Genomic DNA, 16024 nt, shown 5'->3' with positions numbered 1-16024 from the left:
GTCGCAACGTCACTGAAAGTACGGCAATTCAGACAATGCGGTGCGGAATTTACCGATCATTCACTGTCCGCGAGTCGGGCGACAGTGCAGGTAGGCGTCAGTGACTACGTCGAGAACGCGATTGCCGTCTGTATCGACCAATTTCGCTGTGATGGTGACCAATCCCCGCGCGCGATTGTCGAACACGACGTTGTCGACGGTGACCGTTCCGCTCAGGGTGTCACCGGGGCGAAGTGGACGTAGGAAGCTCACGTCGCGCATGGACTTTCCGGCGATCACGTTCCACTGGTCGTAGAGACTGTCGACCACCAACTTCTGGCAGATCGACAGGGTGTGCAGCCCGCTGGCGATCAACCCGCCGAAGACCCCGGACCCGGCGGCTTCCTTGTCGATGTGAAACCACTGGGGGTCCCACTGGGTTGCGAACTCGACGATCTCCTCTTCGGTCACCGAATACGAGCCCAATGGGATCACTTGGCCGATCTCGAGATCTTCGGCGAACACTGTGCGTTGGTGAAGGGCGGCCGAATCATTCATGTCTGTGTGAATCTCCTGCGTGTTCCGGGTGTACTCGGAACATACTCCACGCAGTGCGTTCGGCTCCTTCGCAAGTCCTTGTCCAGGGTCACTAGAATCGTCACATGGTTGACGACGCGAAGATCGAGCCGAGGGCGCTGGCAGGAACGTGGCACTTCGAGCGCGACATCGTCGACCGCCTTTCCGGTTCCACCAAGCATGTCTTCGGCGAGACCACTATCTCCGACGCCGGTGACGGTCGGATGCGCTGGTACGAGAGTGGCACTCTGCGTGACGGCGATCTGGAATTGCCAGTGTTCCGCACTCTGTTCATTGCAAAGCGCGGCCTCGAATGGGCCGTGACATTCGAAGACGGCAGAGAGTTCCACGACTGGGCGCCGGGGGAGGAAGTCGAGCACCTGTGCGGTGCGGACACCTACCGCGGGCGAATCGACGTCACTGCAGTAGATGGATCGGCTTGGGCGGTCGTCTGGACCGTGACGGGGCCGAGCAAGAACTACACGATGACCACGCATCTCACCCGGCCCTGATCGCAGCGATCACCAGTTATTCGACGCCGATCGTCACCTCGGTGGACTTCACGAATACCGTTGCAGCTTGGCCTGGTTCGAGGTCGAGATCCAGTGCGGCGTCGCGGGTGATCGACGAAGTCACGATCTGGTTGCCGCCGTCCAACTTCACCTTGACCGTTGCCATGACGGTGCCGAGGTTGACCTCGGTGATGGTGCCGGTGAGTTGATTTCGTGTGGACAGTCGCATTGCTGAACTCCTGTGCTCTGGGGTGGGTGTACTTCGACCATAATCCGATGGTCGCGTATCTACCCAGCGATTCCGCAGGTGCGGACATGCGGGCACCGCAGGTGCGCGAATATTGTCGGGCGGTGGAGGTAGATTCCGGTCATGACTGAACCCGTGAAAGGCCCGGCGTCGTATTTTCCGTCGATCGAGAAGAAGTACGGTCGGCCGATCGGTGAGTGGCAAGAGCTGATCAAAAGCTCAGACCTCACCAAGCACATGGAATTGGTGAATTGGTTGAAGTCGGAGCACGGGATGGGGCATGGACACGCGAATGCACTTGTCGCCCATACGCTGAAAGAAGGTTAGTTCTTTTCAGGCGGCCGATGCGTCCAGCACCAACCAGCCGCCGTGATGCTCGAATACCTCGAACGGCACACCGGTCTGCCGGCCGACCGCACGCAGTGACTCGAGATCGAACGTACGGATGTGGCCGTGGCACGCGGTGGCTTCGTCTTCGAAGGGGACGGCTATGACGACCCGTTGACGTGCGATTCGGAGTGCCTGCGCGATCACGGCTTCGCCGACCGAGTCGTCGACGTGCTCGAGGAGATGAATTGCGGTGACGGTGTCGGCGCTGTTGTCCGGTGCCGGTACTTCACCCGCGTCGCAGATCACCGTGTCGATCGTGATGCCGAGTTCGGGGGCTACCGCGTCGAGCAGGATCATCGTTCCGGGCAGGATGTCCGTGGCGGTCACGTCCATTCCGGCGCGCGCGAGCCGCAGGGGCAGGAAACCGAAGCAGGAACCCAGATCGAGTACGGAACCGCGAACCAGTTCTTCGGCTTTGTCGTGAATCGGCGCGAAATCTGCAGTGCCGTCCAGTAGTTCGGCAAGGGAGTTCCGGTAGTAGGTGGTCCAGGATTCGAGAGCGCCGTCCACGGTGGACCGAACCAGTCCGACCATCGTCAACTCGAATTCGTCCTGACCGAACTCCGCGTCCTGGATCGACGAGGTGACTCCGGCTACGAGTCGCTCGCTCAGATCGGCGGGAGTGAGGGAGTGCCTGACGTGGAGTCGGCCGCCTCGACGATCGAGCGAGATCGGACCGGAATCGACACGTTCGACGGTGACATGCCCGAACGACCACAAGCCCGGCGTCGACGGTGCCAGTGAATCCAGGACCGGTTCGTTCGTGATGGTGGACATGATCGCCTTTCTCAGGTGGTGATGCTTCTCAGGTGGTGATGCCGGTCCGCAAGGACTGCGTACCTGTTTTCAAGAGTTCCGGTAGCTCGAGTGAATCGTCGGTGAGCCACTGTTCGTACGCCGACATGGCGACCCCGAGCAGAAGATAGCCGACCGTGCGCGGGCCGTGATCGGTCGGCTCGAGATTCATTCGGCGTGCGACGTAGTCGGCGACCACCTGCCGCCAACCTTCGTACATCACCACAGAGTATGCCTGAAGCGTCGGAACTTCGAGGATCAATTCCATCCGTTTGCGATGTACCGCAGTCTCTTCCGGCGGGAAGGTGTTGAACGTCAACAATGCGGATTCGAGTGCGTCGACCAACGGTATGTCAGCGGGCAGTGAATCCAGGTGCTCGCGCATCTCGTCGAGATGTCCGTCGAAGTCGCCCCAGGGGACGGCGTTCTTGGACGGAAAGTAGCGAAAGAAAGTCCGACGCGCGATGCCGGCGGCGTCGGCTATCTGGTCGACGCTCACCTCGTTGAAGCCGACGGTGGAGAACAGTTCGATGCCGATCGTGCTGATTCCCTCCCTCGTTGTGGAGGGGCGACGACCTATCCGAGCGGACGGTTTCTTGCGGCTACGCATACTTTTTTCGCTCCATGTGTGTCATTCTGCACTCGATGCCATTACAGTGGTGAACCGAGTCACAGTGAAGTCCCACTAGTGACCACCAACTCCCAGGTTGGAAGTCTGATCTACAGACTTCCAGACGGAGTGCGACCGCAGGAGGAATCCATGTCAGATCGTGACAACAAGGCGCTCGAGAACGACCTCGTCGAGGAGTCCCTCGTTGAGGAAGTTTCCATCGACGGCATGTGCGGCGTGTACTGACCGTGTCTGCTTTGGATCTCGATGCGGGGTGGAAACTCCACCCGCAGGTAGCGCTTCGCCCCGAACCTTTCGGGGCGTTGCTCTACCACTTCGGAACGCGCAAGCTGTCGTTCCTGAAGAACACGACCATCGTTGCGGTGGTCAAGGCGTTGCCAGACCATCCTGATGTCAGGTCCGCACTACGTGCGCAAGGCATCGAAGATGACGCGGCTCCCCAATATGCCCGCGCGCTGAGCACTCTCGCCGATTCGCACATGATCGTGCCTGTCTGAGCCAGACGCTCGCCCCCACGTGCGGAACAGCCCTTCTGCACGTTCGCCCGCTTCATTTCTTCGCGAGGACGCAGCCATGACCTCAGTTCTTGAACAGCCCTCTCCGCCCGCCAAGGTGGGTCGCCTCGTCGATCAGTTCGAACTCGGACTCGACGCCCCCATCTGCCTGACGTGGGAACTCACCTACGCCTGCAACCTGTCCTGCGTGCACTGCCTTTCGTCGTCGGGTCGCCGCGACCCCAACGAGCTGAGCACCGAACAGTGCAAGTCCATCATCGACGAGCTGCAACGTATGCAGGTCTTCTACGTCAACATCGGTGGCGGCGAGCCGACGGTACGCTCCGACTTCTGGGAGCTCGTCGATTACGCAACGGACCACCAGGTTGGCGTGAAGTTCTCCACCAACGGCGTGAAGATCGACAAGAAGGTCGCGGCACGGCTTGCGGCCAGTGACTACGTCGACGTGCAGATTTCCATCGACGGTGCCACCGCTGAGGTCAATGACGCTGTGCGCGGGCCTGGTTCGTTCGCAATGGCCGAGCGGGCTCTCGCGAACCTGAAGGAAGCCGGCTTCAAGGACGCCAAGATTTCGGTGGTCGTCACGCGGCACAACGTCAGTCAGCTCGACGAGTTCAAGGCTCTCGCGGACAAGTACGACGCGACCCTGCGCATCACTCGACTGCGCCCTTCGGGTCGCGGCGCCGATGTGTGGGACGACCTGCACCCACGCCCGGAGCAGCAGCGTGAGCTCTACAACTGGTTGGTGGCCAACGGCGAAGGCGTCCTGACGGGCGACTCGTTCTTCCACCTCTCCGCGTTCGGCGATGCACTGCCCGGTCTCAATCTCTGTGGCGCGGGCCGCGTCGTGTGCCTGATCGACCCGGTCGGTGACGTGTACGCATGCCCGTTCGCGATTCACGAGCAGTTCCTCGCCGGAAACATCGTGAAAGACGGTGGATTCCAGGAAGTCTGGCAGCACTCGGACCTGTTCGAGGAGCTGCGCTCGCCGCAGACCGGTGGCGCCTGCAGCAAGTGCAATCACTACGACTCCTGCCGGGGTGGCTGCATGGCAGCCAAGTTCTTCACCGGACTGCCGATGGACGGACCTGACCCCGAATGCGTCATCGGTAACGGTGAAATGGCATTGGCGTCGGCGGGAGAGGTCCCGAAGTCCAGCGTCGACCACTCCCGTTCCGGTCAACGTAAGACCCCACGTGCATCGGTGCCACTGACACTGATGATGCGTCCGCCCGCCAAGATTTGTGACGAAAACCCGCTTGCGGGAATGCAGTAACTACTGCGCGATACCGACAGTGCGGCGAAAGCTGCACCCCAGAGAGGTCAGTTCAATGGCTAAGAATGCTTTCTTCGAGACGGTGGCAGAAGCACAGCGCCGTGCGAAGAAGAGGTTGCCCAAGTCCGTGTACGCGGCGTTGGTGGCGGGATCCGAGAAAGGGCTGACGGTCGACGACAACGTCGCGGCATTCAGCGAACTGGGTTTCGCTCCTCACGCTGCGGGACTGTCGGACAAGCGCGAGATGTCCACCACCATTATGGGCCAGGACATTTCGTTGCCCGTCATGATTTCACCGACAGGTGTGCAGGCAGTGCACCCCGACGGTGAGGTAGCGGTAGCTCGTGCGGCTGCAGCACGGGGAACAGCCATCGGACTGAGTTCTTTCGCCAGCAAGTCCATCGAAGAAGTTGCCGCGGCCAACCCGCAGGTCTTCTTCCAGATGTATTGGGTCGGCAGCCGCGACGTGCTCCTGCAGCGTATGGAGCGCGCTCGCGCTGCCGGTGCCAAGGGCCTGATCATCACCACCGACTGGTCCTTCTCGTACGGTCGCGACTGGGGCAGCCCGTCCATCCCCGAAAAGATGGACCTCAAGGCGATGTTCCAGTTCGCTCCCGAGGGCATCATGCGCCCGAAGTGGTTGCTGGAGTTCGCCAAGACCGGCAAGATCCCCGACCTGACAACACCCAACCTCGCGGCTCCCGGCCAGCCGGCACCGACGTTCTTCGGCGCGTACGGCGAGTGGATGCAGACCCCGCTTCCGACTTGGGAAGACATCGCCTGGCTTCGTGAGCAGTGGGGTGGACCGTTCATGCTCAAGGGCATCATGCGCATCGACGACGCCAAGCGAGCTGTCGACGCCGGTGTCTCCGCTATCTCGGTCTCCAACCACGGTGGTAACAACCTCGACGGCACCCCGGCGCCGATCCGCGTGCTCCCGGGCATTGCCGAGGCCGTGGGCGATCAGGTGGAAGTTGTTCTCGACGGCGGCATTCGACGCGGCGGCGACGTCGTCAAGGCGCTAGCACTCGGAGCCAAGGCCGTCATGCTCGGGCGCGCCTACCTGTGGGGTCTCTCGGCAAACGGCCAGGCCGGTGTCGAGAACGTGCTCGACCTGATGCGGATGGGCATCGACTCGGGGCTGATGGGCCTTGGCCACTCGTCCGTCACGGAACTGAGCCCGGCAGACCTGGTGATCCCGGAAGGCTTCACACGCTCACTGGGCGCCAGCTGAGATTGCGGTTCCGATAGAGCTGTGAGTTGACACTCGACGAACACACAACCCTGGCCGGACGCTTCGTCCGGTCCAGGGTTGTTTTCGGTCCGCATGAGACCAATCTTGCTGTGGGAAGATCACTTTCCGATCGGCACCGTGCGTACTACCAGCGCCGCGCCGAGGGTGGAGCCGGAATCGTCGTCACCGAAGTGGCCTCGGTATTGGAGAACGACTGGCCGTACGAGCGGGCACCGCTGGCGTCGGAATGCGGCCCGGGGTGGCAATCGATCGCGGCTGCATGTGCTCCGTACGGAACGCTGGTTCTTGCCGGGCTCGGTCATACCGGGATGCAGGGATCGAGCGCATACTCCCAGTCGGTGCTGTGGGGACCGTCAAGAGTGGCCGACCCGGTGACGCGTGAGTTGCCGATGGCAATGGGGCAGCCGGAAATCGACCAGCTGATAGCCGGCTTTCGTGAAGCGTCGGCAATGGCCATCGCTTCGGGAATGGACGGAGTGGAACTCGATGCCGGTCCTCGAAGCATTCTGCGACAATTCCTTTCGGGTCTGACCAACACTCGGCACGACCGATACGGCACTGATCGCGTTGCCCTTGTTCGTGAGATCATCTCGGCAGTGCGCGAGGAAGTCGGATCGGATCACGTTGTCTCCCTGCGGTTGTCCTGCGACGAGGAAGCGCCATGGGCGGGACTGACACCCGATCTCGCCGCCGGTTTCGCATGCGATCTGTCGCCACTACTCGATCTCCTTGTTGTCGTTCGTGGCGGACTCTATTCGTCAGAGGGGTACCGACCCGACTTTCACTGCCCGCCGAACTTCAATCTCGATCTGTGCCGTGAGATCAAGGCCGCGGTCTCGATTCCGGTTGTCGTGCAGGGGAGCGTCGTGGACATCGCCGACGCTCGTGCAGCGCTGGAAGTGGCCGAGTTCGTCGAGATGACCAGGGCCCAGATCGCGGACCCGGACCTGGTCGTGAAAGCCGCGCGCGGTGATCGTCCACGGCCGTGTGTGCTCTGCAATCAGACGTGCCTCGTGCGTGATCCTCGCAACCCGGTCGTGACGTGCGTCGGGAATCCGAGCGCGGGTTTCGAGACGGTGGACCCCGATGAGCGAGAGCAGATTTCGACACCGGGAGCCGTGCTGGTCGTGGGAGGTGGCCCCGCCGGGATGGAGGCCGCGCGGATCTCGGCGGTGGCGGGGCACTCGGTCACCCTCGTCGAGAGTTCATCGAAGTTCGGCGGCATGATCCGAACTTTTGCGCGAGGTGACGGCCGCAGCCGGTTCGCACTCCTCGCGCAGTGGCTCGAGGACGAATGCCGTCGTAGCGGCGTGACGATGCGGACCGGGGCGGCGGTCGACGCGCAGGACCTGAGTGATGCACTTAGTCGGGGCGAGCTGGTTGTGGTTGCCACCGGTAGTGCTGCGCGGCCGCCGACGTATCCGGTCGACGACTCGGTTCGGTGGTTGGATGCGTCGGAAGCCTTCGGGGAGTTGACCACCGTGGGGCCGGGTCCGGTTGCGCTGATCGATCCGCTCGGTGGACCGATCGCGGTGGCGCTCGCAGAAGCACTCGCGGTCCAGGGCGTCTCCGTCTCGATTGTGACCCCGGACAGCATCGTCGGTTCGAGGCTCGGTGCGAGTGGGGATCTGGTCGGCGCCAACACGCGCATCCAGCAGGCCGGGGTCACCAGGGTGCTCGCGTCCCGTGTCATCGAAATCGCCTCAGGGGCCGTCTGCGTCGAGCACGTTCATACCGGCGAGCGGTCACAGCTCGAGTGCGAAGTGGTGATCGACTGCTCGCATCGTCTGCCGAACGAAACGCTGAGGGAAGCGGCCGACATCCAGGTGGGTGACTCGGTTGCCCCGAGAACTGTTCTCGAATCCATCCGCGAAGGGCGCTTTGCAGGGTTTACTACTAGAACGAGTTTCAATTCTGCAGAGAGGGCTATCTCATGACACAGGGTTCAGTTCGTTCGCTCGAAGGTCGCGTTGCTTTCATCACCGGCGCAGCGCGCGGTCAAGGACGTGCGCACGCGGTCAAGATGGCGCGAGAGGGAGCAGCGATCATTGTGGTCGACGTGTGCGCGTCGGTGGCGTCGGACAATTCTTACGACGCAGCAACTTCCGAGGACTTTGCCGAGACGATACGTCTGGTCGAAGCCGAGGGTGGGAAGATCCTCGCCCGCGAGGTCGATGTCCGTGACGGCGCAGCGCTCACCGCGGTGGTCAAGGACGGTGTCGAGCAGTTCGGACGCCTCGACATCGTGGTCGCCAATGCCGGGGTCTGTAACTGGAATCGATTCTGGGAAATGTCGGACGAACAGTGGGAAACCCTGATCGACATCAACCTGACCGGAGTCTGGAAAACCCTCAAGGCATCGGTGCCGGCGATCATCGAAGGTGGGCGCGGTGGATCGATCATCGTGGTCAGTTCGGTGGCCGGACTCAAGGCGCTGCCCGGACAGGCGCACTACGCGAGCGCCAAGTTCGGTCTCGTCGGTCTGACGCAGGCCGCGGCAAAGGAACTGGGGGAGTACAAGATCAGGGTCAACTCGATCCACCCTTACGGAGTAAATACGCCGATGGGGGTTGACCAGGGCGCGCTCGAGGTTTTTGCAAAGTTTCCGCAGTACCTTCCCAACTTCACTCCGATCCTCTCGGACATCGCGTTCGCCGAACCCGACGAGATCGCCGATACCGTTCTGTGGCTCGCGGGTGACGGTTCACGCACCGTCACGGCAAGTCATATCGCTCTCGATCAGGGAAACTCCAAGGTCTGATGACGCCGTACCCGCGCCTCTTCGCGCCACTGCGCCTGGGCAACCTGACACTCCGCAATCGGGTCGTGTTCTCCGCACACCTGACCAATTACGCGGAGAACGGGTTGCCGACGGAGCAGCACGCGAGCTACTACGAGGCGCGGGCACGGGGCGGTGCGGGTCTGATCATCACCGAGGAACACTCGACGCATCCTTCGGATCGACCGTACGAGAAGATGATTGCGGGCTATCGGCCGGAAGCGATCGAGGGATACCGGCGGATCACCGACGCCGTTCATGCGCATGGTTCGTCGATTCTCGCGCAGATCAACCACAATGGGGGTCAGGGCGCTGGAACCTATTCGCGATCGCCGCTGTTGGCGCCGAGCGCCGTTGCGGATCCGTTGTTCCGCGAGGTGCCCAAAGCTGTCGACGACGCGGACATTGCCGAGATTCTCGCAGGGTTCGCCCTTGTTGCGCGCAACTGCGTTGCCGGTGGCTTCGACGGGGTGGAATTGCAGGCGTCGCAGTCGTCCATCGTGCGCGCGTTTCTGGCACCCTCGACCAACCTGCGCACCGATCGCTACGGCGGGGGCGTGGCGAATCGTGCTCGTTTCCTTCTCGAAGTGCTCGGGGTCCTGCGTAAGGCCATTGGCCCGGATCGTGTGCTCGGTGTGCGCCTGAGTGGATACGAAGGAACGCGGGGTGGCATCGAACTGTCCGACACGGTAACCACCGCCCAACTGATCGACGCTGACGGTCACGTCGACTACATCAACACCACCGTCGGAATGGCCACGGAAACACTGCATCTGGTCGAAGCATCGATGGCTGTACCCACGGGCTACGCCAACTTCGTCCCGTCTGCGATCAGGGAGGTCGTCGATCTTCCAGTCGTCGGAGTCGGCCGTTTCAAGACGCCGGAGCAAGCCGAAGCTGCACTCGAGGACGGTGTATGCGATCTGGTGGGCGTAGTTCGCGGGCAGATCGCCGATCCGGATTTTGTGAACAAGGCGCGTGCCGGTCAATCGTCAGAGGTGCGAACCTGCCTGTCCTGCAACCAGGAATGCGTCGGGCGGATGGGTCTGGGGCGTTGGTTGGGGTGCACCGAAAATCCGCGCGCCGGTCGGGAATCGGTCCCACTGCCGATGCCGCGGCGACGGGGCCGCACGGTGGTGGTAGTTGGCGGCGGCCCGGCCGGCCTGCAAGCTGCGGCCACCGCGGCCCAGCGAGGTCATGCGGTGACGCTGTTCGAGCGTGAACGAAGACTTGGCGGACAGATTCTTACCGCCTCGGTGGTATCGGTTCGCCGTGAGCTCGCCGACCTCGTGCGAAATCTCGAATCGGAGTGTCGCCGAAGCGGTGTGACGATCGAGCTGGGTGTTGGAGCTGACCTTGCGATTGTGGAGGAACGGGCGCCCGACGTGGTCGTGATCGCAACCGGCGCGCGGCCCGTGCGCCCAACGTGGGCGGGTGGATCAGAGCGTGTCGTAAGTGTTCGAGACGTTCTCGACGGCAGGGTTCTGCCGAGCGGAACGGTGCTCGTATACGACGAGTTGGGATTCCATCAAGGTACGTCGGTGGCTGAATTCCTGGCTGATCGAGGTTGCGCTGTCACGATCGCGACCAACGGTATGGTGGTTGCCCAAGATCTGAGCATCACCCTGGATTTCGAGGGGTGGAACCGCCGGGCGTTCGAGAAGTCGATCGTGCAACGGACGGATCTGATGGTGACTTCGGTGAGCACTGCAGCCTCGCCGCTGGTGAGCTTGGTTCACCTTCCGACGGGTGTGGTCGAGAAAGTCGCGGTCGACTGGGTGGTCTTCGCGACACAGCAGGAACCTGTCGACGAGTTGTGGAACTCCTTGCGGGGAAGTTCTTTCGAGATATTTCGCATCGGTGACGCCTTGTCTCCGAGACGTTCGCACGCAGCGGTCATCGAGGGGCATCGGGCTGCGTTGGCGATATAAGTCGTCCGTTTTGTCTCTGGTTCTCGAAAGTATGTTCGATTAAACTTTCGGTATGAACAGTCGGAAAGCGTGGCAACTGGATGGCGAGGGCCTCAAGAGTGAGGTTCTGGATCTGGTGCGCGCCCGGCACGAGTTGCAGTCGCGGATGGTGTTGCTGATCGTGGAAATGTTTTCCCGTGAGGTTCTCGGGGGGAAGGGTTTTCGGGCGATCGCGCAGTGGTTGCATGGTTCGACGAATTTGGAGATCGGTGAGTGCAGTCTGCTGGTCGGGTTGGCGCGGTTGTTGATGCTCGAACCTGTTGTGGGCGATGCGTTTCATCGTGGTGACGTTGATGCGTTGAAAGCGCGTCAGGTGGCGTCGTTTTGTCAGCATCCGCCCAAGAACATGACCCCGGCAGATGTGGACAAGGCTCGCGGAATTCTGCTTGGTCTGGCGTCGAAGAACATCGCGGATTGTGATGCGGTGCGGGCAGCGATTCGGCGGATCGAGAAGCAGTACGGCAAGCGTGAGGACGGTGTTCCGGTCGGGGAAGATTCGGAGCGTAACGAGTTCTACGCCTCGAAAGGCTTGTACGGGCGGGTCACTGTGAAGGGTGATCTGGATGCGGTCAACGGGGCGCGGTTGATCACGTTGTTGTCGAGCCTGTCCGCTCCGACACCGGAGAAGGACGGCGTGAAGGACACCCGCACGCCGGCATTACGACGGGCGGACGGGTTTTGCGAGTTGTTGCGCCGGTACGAGCGGGCGGGGTTGGGTCCGATCGAAGGCGGCGTGAAACCGCACATCACGATCACTGCGTCGGCGAAAGACATGACGGATCTGCAGGCCTTGAAGGACTTGCTGCCGTCCACTGAGGAGTTGGGGTTTGCGTGGACGGCTTGGGTGGGTCCGATCAGTATCGACACTGCCCGGATGTTGGCGTGCGACTGCACCGTGACGCGGATTTTGTTGGATGAGAATGGTGTTCCGCTCGAGTGCGGTAAGGAAGCGAGAACGGCGACGGTTCCGCAGCGGCGGGCGTTGGCGGTTCGTGATGGTGGGTGTGCGTTTCCGGGGTGTGGGACTCCGTCGGGGTGGTGCGATGCTCACCATATTGTTCACTGGAATGATGGTGGCCCAACAGATCTCGACAATCTGATCTTGTTGTGCGGTCATCATCATCGGACGCTGCACCACACGGAGTGGCGGGTGGAGATCGGCCCGGATCGGAAGTCGGTGTTCTACCCGCCGATATCGATCGATCCGTATCAGCATCCGATCGGCGGGAACAGTCCACCGACAGCGGCGTGAACCGCGACAACTGAAAACTCATACACCGGGGCACAACCATGCCCCGGTGTATCCGCATGCTGTGTTGCGGTGGGAGGGGCCGGCACCAATACGATCGGGGGATGAGTTCTCCGCGTGACCTTGCTGCCATCCCGAGTCCGGCGCTCGAGGGCACTGCGCTCACCGTCGTGGTCCCGGTCGGTTCTTTCGAACAACACGGACCGCACCTGCCGCTCGATACCGACACTCGGATCGCGAGAGCAGTCGCACAGGCTCTCCCCGACGTTGTCGTGGCCCCGGCCATCGAATACGGGGCGAGCGGCGAACACGAAGGGTTTGCCGGCACGATTTCGATCGGTGCCGAGGCTATGGAGACCCTCGTCGTCGAATACGGAAGGTCGGCGTTCAGGTGGACGAAGCGGGTGCTGTTCGTCAACGGCCACGGCGGAAACGGTCCCGCGCTGGCCAAAGCTGTGGCACTTCTTCGATACGAGGGACGTGACGCCGCTTGGGCGCCGTGCGCTGTTGCGGGTGCCGATGCGCACGCGGGGCACACTGAAACGAGCCTATTGCTGCACCTTTCGCCCGATTTGGTGCACATGAGCCTTGCTGAGACAGGAAATTTGTCTCCTATCGCGGACCTGATGCCAGGAATGCGTTCGGGCGGTATGGTCGCTGTGTCGCAAAACGGCGTTCTCGGCAATCCAGTCGGGGCTACCGCCGAAGACGGCGCATACATCTTCGGTGAGTTGGTAGGACGCGTGACGGATGGACTGGCCCGGTGGGAGCCTGGTCCAGATGGGAGGCTTCGGTGACGACCACGACCGAGTGGGGGCGGACGGTCCACCTGCGACGGCTTTCGAGGCTGCGACGAGTTGCAGCACGACGGGCTACGTCCCTTACGATCATCTGATGCGACCAGCAAGACTCCCCGACGGCTTCGGCATTCGGTTGGACCCCAAGGTGCGCACGTACTCGGGCGGCCGGGTGCTCATCGGCGGCTCTCCGACACGGATGCTCAAGCTGGCTCCGACGGCTGCGGCGATGATCGGTGACGGCTTCCTCGAGGTGGTCGATCAGCAGAGCGCTGCGGTCGCTCGTCACCTTCTCGATTCAGGCGTCGCGAATCCTCGTCCGATGTCGACGCCGTCTGCTGCGGATGTCACCGTCGTGATTCCGGTCAAGGACAACCAGGCCGGCGTCGAACGCCTACTTCCCGTCCTCAAGGATCTGACCGTCATCGTTGTCGACGACGGTTCGGAAGTGCCGGTGGAGCCCCGTCGCGCCTGCCCGGGCACCGGAACCATCACAGTGGTGCGGCACGAGAGCGCCCGCGGACCCTCGGCAGCGAGAAACTCGGGATTGCGTTCGGCCCAAACACGTTTCGTAGCTTTCCTCGACTCCGACGTCATACCGCGTGCCGGTTGGCTCGAGTTGATGTTGGGCCACTTCAGCGATCCAGGGGTTGCCCTTGTTGCGCCCCGCATCGTCGCCCTCGATCCGTACGGGACGGCGCTGGCGCGGTACGAGAACATGCGATCGTCTCTCGACCTCGGACGCAAAGAAGCTGCGGTGAAGTCGGGAAGTCCGGTCGCCTATGTCCCCAGCGCGGCCGTGATCGTCCGGCGCGACGTGGCACTCGAATGCAACGGTTTCGACGAGAGTCTCGAAGTGGCCGAGGACGTCGATTTCTGCTGGCGACTGCAGGCTGCGGGTTGGCGACTGAGGTACGAACCGGTTGCGCATGTCGCCCACGATCATCGAGTTCAGTTCGACAAGTGGTTCGCCAGGAGAGCGTTCTACGGCACGGGCGCGGCGCCGTTGGCTGCAAGACACGAGGGTTCGGTTCCGCCGATGGCGATGTCGTTCTCGACGCTCTTCGCGTGCATCGCCGCCGCAACACTGACCCGTTCCGGTCTTGCGAGTGCGCTGGGCGCTCTGCTCTTCACGGTGTATCGCCTGCGAAAGATGTTCAACGGGCTGAGTCAGCCCACCCGGATCGCAGCGATCCTCACTGCGCAGGGGTTTGTCGGAGGATTCTGGCAACTCGCCTCGGCGATGTGTCGTCACTACTGGCCGGTGACTCTTCTGGCGGTGATCGCTTCCCGTCGAATTCGGCGACTGGCCGTCGCTGCGGCAGTCACCGAAGGTTTGGTGGACTGGTATCGCCACCGTGAGCCAGGCGGGCTGGGTCCGGTTCGGTACGTCTTCTTCAAACGAGCAGATGACATCGCGTATGGAGCCGGACTCTGGCGGGGCGCGTTCGACGCTCGCGACTGGGCGGCGCTGAAACCTCGAATCACCAAGTGACAGAAGCCGACTACGCAGATTTCCTGGTTGTCGGTGGTGGCACGTGTGGCTGCGTCGTCGCAGCCAGGCTCAGTGAAGATCCATCCGCCACGGTGATGCTCCTCGAATCGGGAAGCGGATATCGTTCGGCGCTCGAACTTCCGGACGTCCTGGGTGATCCGTACCGACTGCCGGTCGGACCTGCGAGCGAATACACGTGGACGTATCCGGTCGAACTGACACCGCGTCGGGCGTCCACGATTGCGCGCGGGCGGACACTCGGTGGGTCCGGGGCCGTCAACGGTGCGTACTTCACGCGCGCGACCCGCGCAGATTTCGAGAACTGGCCGAGTGCTTGGCGATACGACGACGTCTTGCCGTACTTCAAGAAGTCTGAGACGGATCGTGATTTCGAGGGCGAGTTCCACGGGACCGCCGGTCCGATCCCGGTCGAGCGTCGAGCGTGGGACCAACTGCATCCACTGAGCGGTGAGTTTCATGCGGCAGCGCTCGGAGCAGGTTTTCCCGACGACGTCGACAAGAATGCGCCGGACTCGTTCGGCGTCGGCCGAGTGCCACTGAACGTGGCGGATCATCGTCGGATCAGTACTGCGATCGGGTATCTGATGCCGGCATTGCACCGCCCGAATTTGCGGGTGGAATCCGGAGTGAACGTCATTCGCATCGTATTCTCGGGAACCCGTGCGGTCGGCGTCGACGTTCTCGACGACGGCAACGTCCGACGCATTCATGCCGACCACGTGATCGTGTGTTCGGGTGCAGTGGCGACGCCGCACATTCTCTTGAATTCCGGTGTTGGTCCGGCGGAACAACTTGCAGAGCAAGGAGTTTCCGTCATTCTCGATCGACCTGGCGTCGGCCAGAACTTCGTCGACCATCCGGAAGTGCTGCTGCCGTACCATTTTTCGACGCCTCGTGCGATTCGCTCGCAGACACCGGTGCTGGAGACTGCACTCAATCTCGCCGAGCTTGAAATCCGCCCGTACACCGCATCTTTCACAGACTTGGTTCCCGGTGTGCCTCGCATGGATCACGGCGTCGGGGTGGTCCTCATGGCGCCGCGCAGTCGTGGGAGCATCGAACTGGCATCGGGGGATCCCGCTGGGGCACCGCGTATTCGATACAACTACGTCGCGTCGACGCACGATCGAGCAGCCATTCGGGAAGGAATGCAGATCGCCGAGAACCTTCTCGAGTCGATCGCCGAGACCGGGTTGATCGATCGCCCCGTCGTGGAGTACACAGACGAGTGGATCGAATCTCGCCTCGGTACGTCCTTGCACATGTCCGGTAGCTGCGTGATGGGTGCCGAATCGGACCTGTTCGCAGTCGTCGATGATCGGTGCCGTGTGATCGGCGCGGCAGGACTCAGTATTGTTGACACGTCAATCCTGCCGACGATCCCGACCCGCGGCCCACACGCGACCGCGGTGATGGTCGCGGAACGAGCAAGCGCCATCCTGCTCGGTGACGAGTGGCCGCGAGGGGCAGCAGGCTAGGTCGACAGTCATACCGAATGGTCGTTCTCGCCTATGGGCTGTGATCGGCGTTACAGTGG

At 62.2% G+C, this 16024-nt stretch carries 17 protein-coding genes; 13 read left to right on the top strand and 4 right to left on the bottom strand.

Annotated elements, in window-relative coordinates:
• Window positions 1-60: 60 nt before the first annotated feature.
• Window positions 61-537 (bottom strand): MaoC/PaaZ C-terminal domain-containing protein, encoded by a 477-nt coding sequence (locus AC2ETI_RS26815; RefSeq protein ID WP_483634655.1) that lies wholly within the window; start codon window positions 535-537, stop codon window positions 61-63.
• A gap of 104 nt (window positions 538-641) precedes the next feature.
• Here AC2ETI_RS26815 and AC2ETI_RS26810 point away from each other — a divergent pair, with 104 nt between their 5' ends.
• Window positions 642-1067, top strand: a complete 426-nt coding sequence (locus AC2ETI_RS26810) for a DUF6314 family protein (RefSeq protein WP_019744256.1) — start codon at window positions 642-644, stop codon at window positions 1065-1067.
• 16 nt (window positions 1068-1083) lie between these two features.
• On the opposite strand, the gene AC2ETI_RS26805 is transcribed toward AC2ETI_RS26810, so the two are convergent.
• The gene (locus AC2ETI_RS26805; protein ID WP_003942061.1) at window positions 1084-1296 is read right to left on the bottom strand and encodes a TOBE domain-containing protein; all 213 of its coding nucleotides are present in this window, start codon (window positions 1294-1296) and stop codon (window positions 1084-1086) included.
• 141 nt (window positions 1297-1437) lie between these two features.
• Between AC2ETI_RS26805 and AC2ETI_RS26800 the strand changes: the two genes are divergently transcribed.
• Window positions 1438-1641: a DUF4287 domain-containing protein gene (locus AC2ETI_RS26800; protein ID WP_019744255.1), complete on the top strand. Its 204-nt coding sequence runs from the start codon at window positions 1438-1440 to the stop codon at window positions 1639-1641.
• 6 nt (window positions 1642-1647) lie between these two features.
• Here AC2ETI_RS26800 and mftM read toward each other — a convergent pair whose 3' ends face one another.
• Window positions 1648-2481 (bottom strand): mycofactocin oligosaccharide methyltransferase MftM, encoded by an 834-nt coding sequence (gene mftM, locus AC2ETI_RS26795; RefSeq protein WP_019744254.1) that lies wholly within the window; start codon window positions 2479-2481, stop codon window positions 1648-1650.
• Window positions 2482-2509: 28 nt separating this feature from the next.
• Window positions 2510-3109: a mycofactocin system transcriptional regulator gene (gene mftR / locus AC2ETI_RS26790; protein ID WP_019744253.1), complete on the bottom strand. Its 600-nt coding sequence runs from the start codon at window positions 3107-3109 to the stop codon at window positions 2510-2512.
• A gap of 150 nt (window positions 3110-3259) precedes the next feature.
• Between mftR and mftA the strand changes: the two genes are divergently transcribed.
• The 11 genes from mftA to mftG all read left to right on the top strand — a co-directional run bounded on the left by mftA (window position 3260) and on the right by mftG (window position 15965).
• Entirely contained in the window at window positions 3260-3355 is a 96-nt protein-coding gene (gene mftA, locus AC2ETI_RS26785) for a mycofactocin precursor MftA (protein WP_063836238.1), read from the top strand.
• On the top strand, window positions 3340-3627 hold the full coding sequence (gene mftB / locus AC2ETI_RS26780; protein ID WP_007728309.1) for a mycofactocin biosynthesis chaperone MftB: 288 nt from the start codon (window positions 3340-3342) through the stop codon (window positions 3625-3627). The genes mftA and mftB overlap by 16 nt, the downstream gene beginning before the upstream one ends.
• Before the next feature lie 76 nt (window positions 3628-3703).
• Window positions 3704-4921, top strand: a complete 1218-nt coding sequence (mftC, locus tag AC2ETI_RS26775) for a mycofactocin radical SAM maturase (protein WP_003942089.1) — start codon at window positions 3704-3706, stop codon at window positions 4919-4921.
• Window positions 4922-4976: 55 nt separating this feature from the next.
• The gene (gene mftD, locus AC2ETI_RS26770) at window positions 4977-6155 is read left to right on the top strand and encodes a pre-mycofactocin synthase MftD (RefSeq protein ID WP_020969000.1); all 1179 of its coding nucleotides are present in this window, start codon (window positions 4977-4979) and stop codon (window positions 6153-6155) included.
• 26 nt (window positions 6156-6181) lie between these two features.
• Window positions 6182-8113 (top strand): mycofactocin system FadH/OYE family oxidoreductase 1, encoded by a 1932-nt coding sequence (locus tag AC2ETI_RS26765; protein ID WP_483634654.1) that lies wholly within the window; start codon window positions 6182-6184, stop codon window positions 8111-8113.
• Entirely contained in the window at window positions 8110-8937 is an 828-nt protein-coding gene (locus AC2ETI_RS26760; protein WP_483634653.1) for a mycofactocin-coupled SDR family oxidoreductase, read from the top strand. The genes AC2ETI_RS26765 and AC2ETI_RS26760 overlap by 4 nt, the downstream gene beginning before the upstream one ends.
• On the top strand, window positions 8937-10886 hold the full coding sequence (locus tag AC2ETI_RS26755) for a mycofactocin system FadH/OYE family oxidoreductase 2 (protein ID WP_483634652.1): 1950 nt from the start codon (window positions 8937-8939) through the stop codon (window positions 10884-10886). The genes AC2ETI_RS26760 and AC2ETI_RS26755 overlap by 1 nt, the downstream gene beginning before the upstream one ends.
• Before the next feature lie 52 nt (window positions 10887-10938).
• On the top strand, window positions 10939-12177 hold the full coding sequence (locus tag AC2ETI_RS26750; RefSeq protein WP_483634651.1) for an HNH endonuclease signature motif containing protein: 1239 nt from the start codon (window positions 10939-10941) through the stop codon (window positions 12175-12177).
• Between the two features lie 101 nt (window positions 12178-12278).
• Window positions 12279-12971 (top strand): mycofactocin biosynthesis peptidyl-dipeptidase MftE, encoded by a 693-nt coding sequence (gene mftE / locus AC2ETI_RS26745; protein ID WP_029254887.1) that lies wholly within the window; start codon window positions 12279-12281, stop codon window positions 12969-12971.
• Window positions 12972-13068: 97 nt separating this feature from the next.
• A complete protein-coding gene (mftF, locus tag AC2ETI_RS26740) occupies window positions 13069-14466 on the top strand; it encodes a mycofactocin biosynthesis glycosyltransferase MftF (RefSeq protein WP_020906864.1) in 1398 nt (465 codons plus the stop codon).
• On the top strand, window positions 14463-15965 hold the full coding sequence (gene mftG / locus AC2ETI_RS26735) for a mycofactocin dehydrogenase MftG (RefSeq protein ID WP_021343524.1): 1503 nt from the start codon (window positions 14463-14465) through the stop codon (window positions 15963-15965). Before mftF ends, mftG begins: the two co-directional genes overlap by 4 nt.
• The last annotated feature ends 59 nt before the right edge of the window (window positions 15966-16024 follow it).

It is taken from the genome of Rhodococcus sp. MurmanLake-1 (genome assembly GCF_056945715.1).
This window is presented reverse-complemented; position numbering and strand designations above follow the sequence as displayed.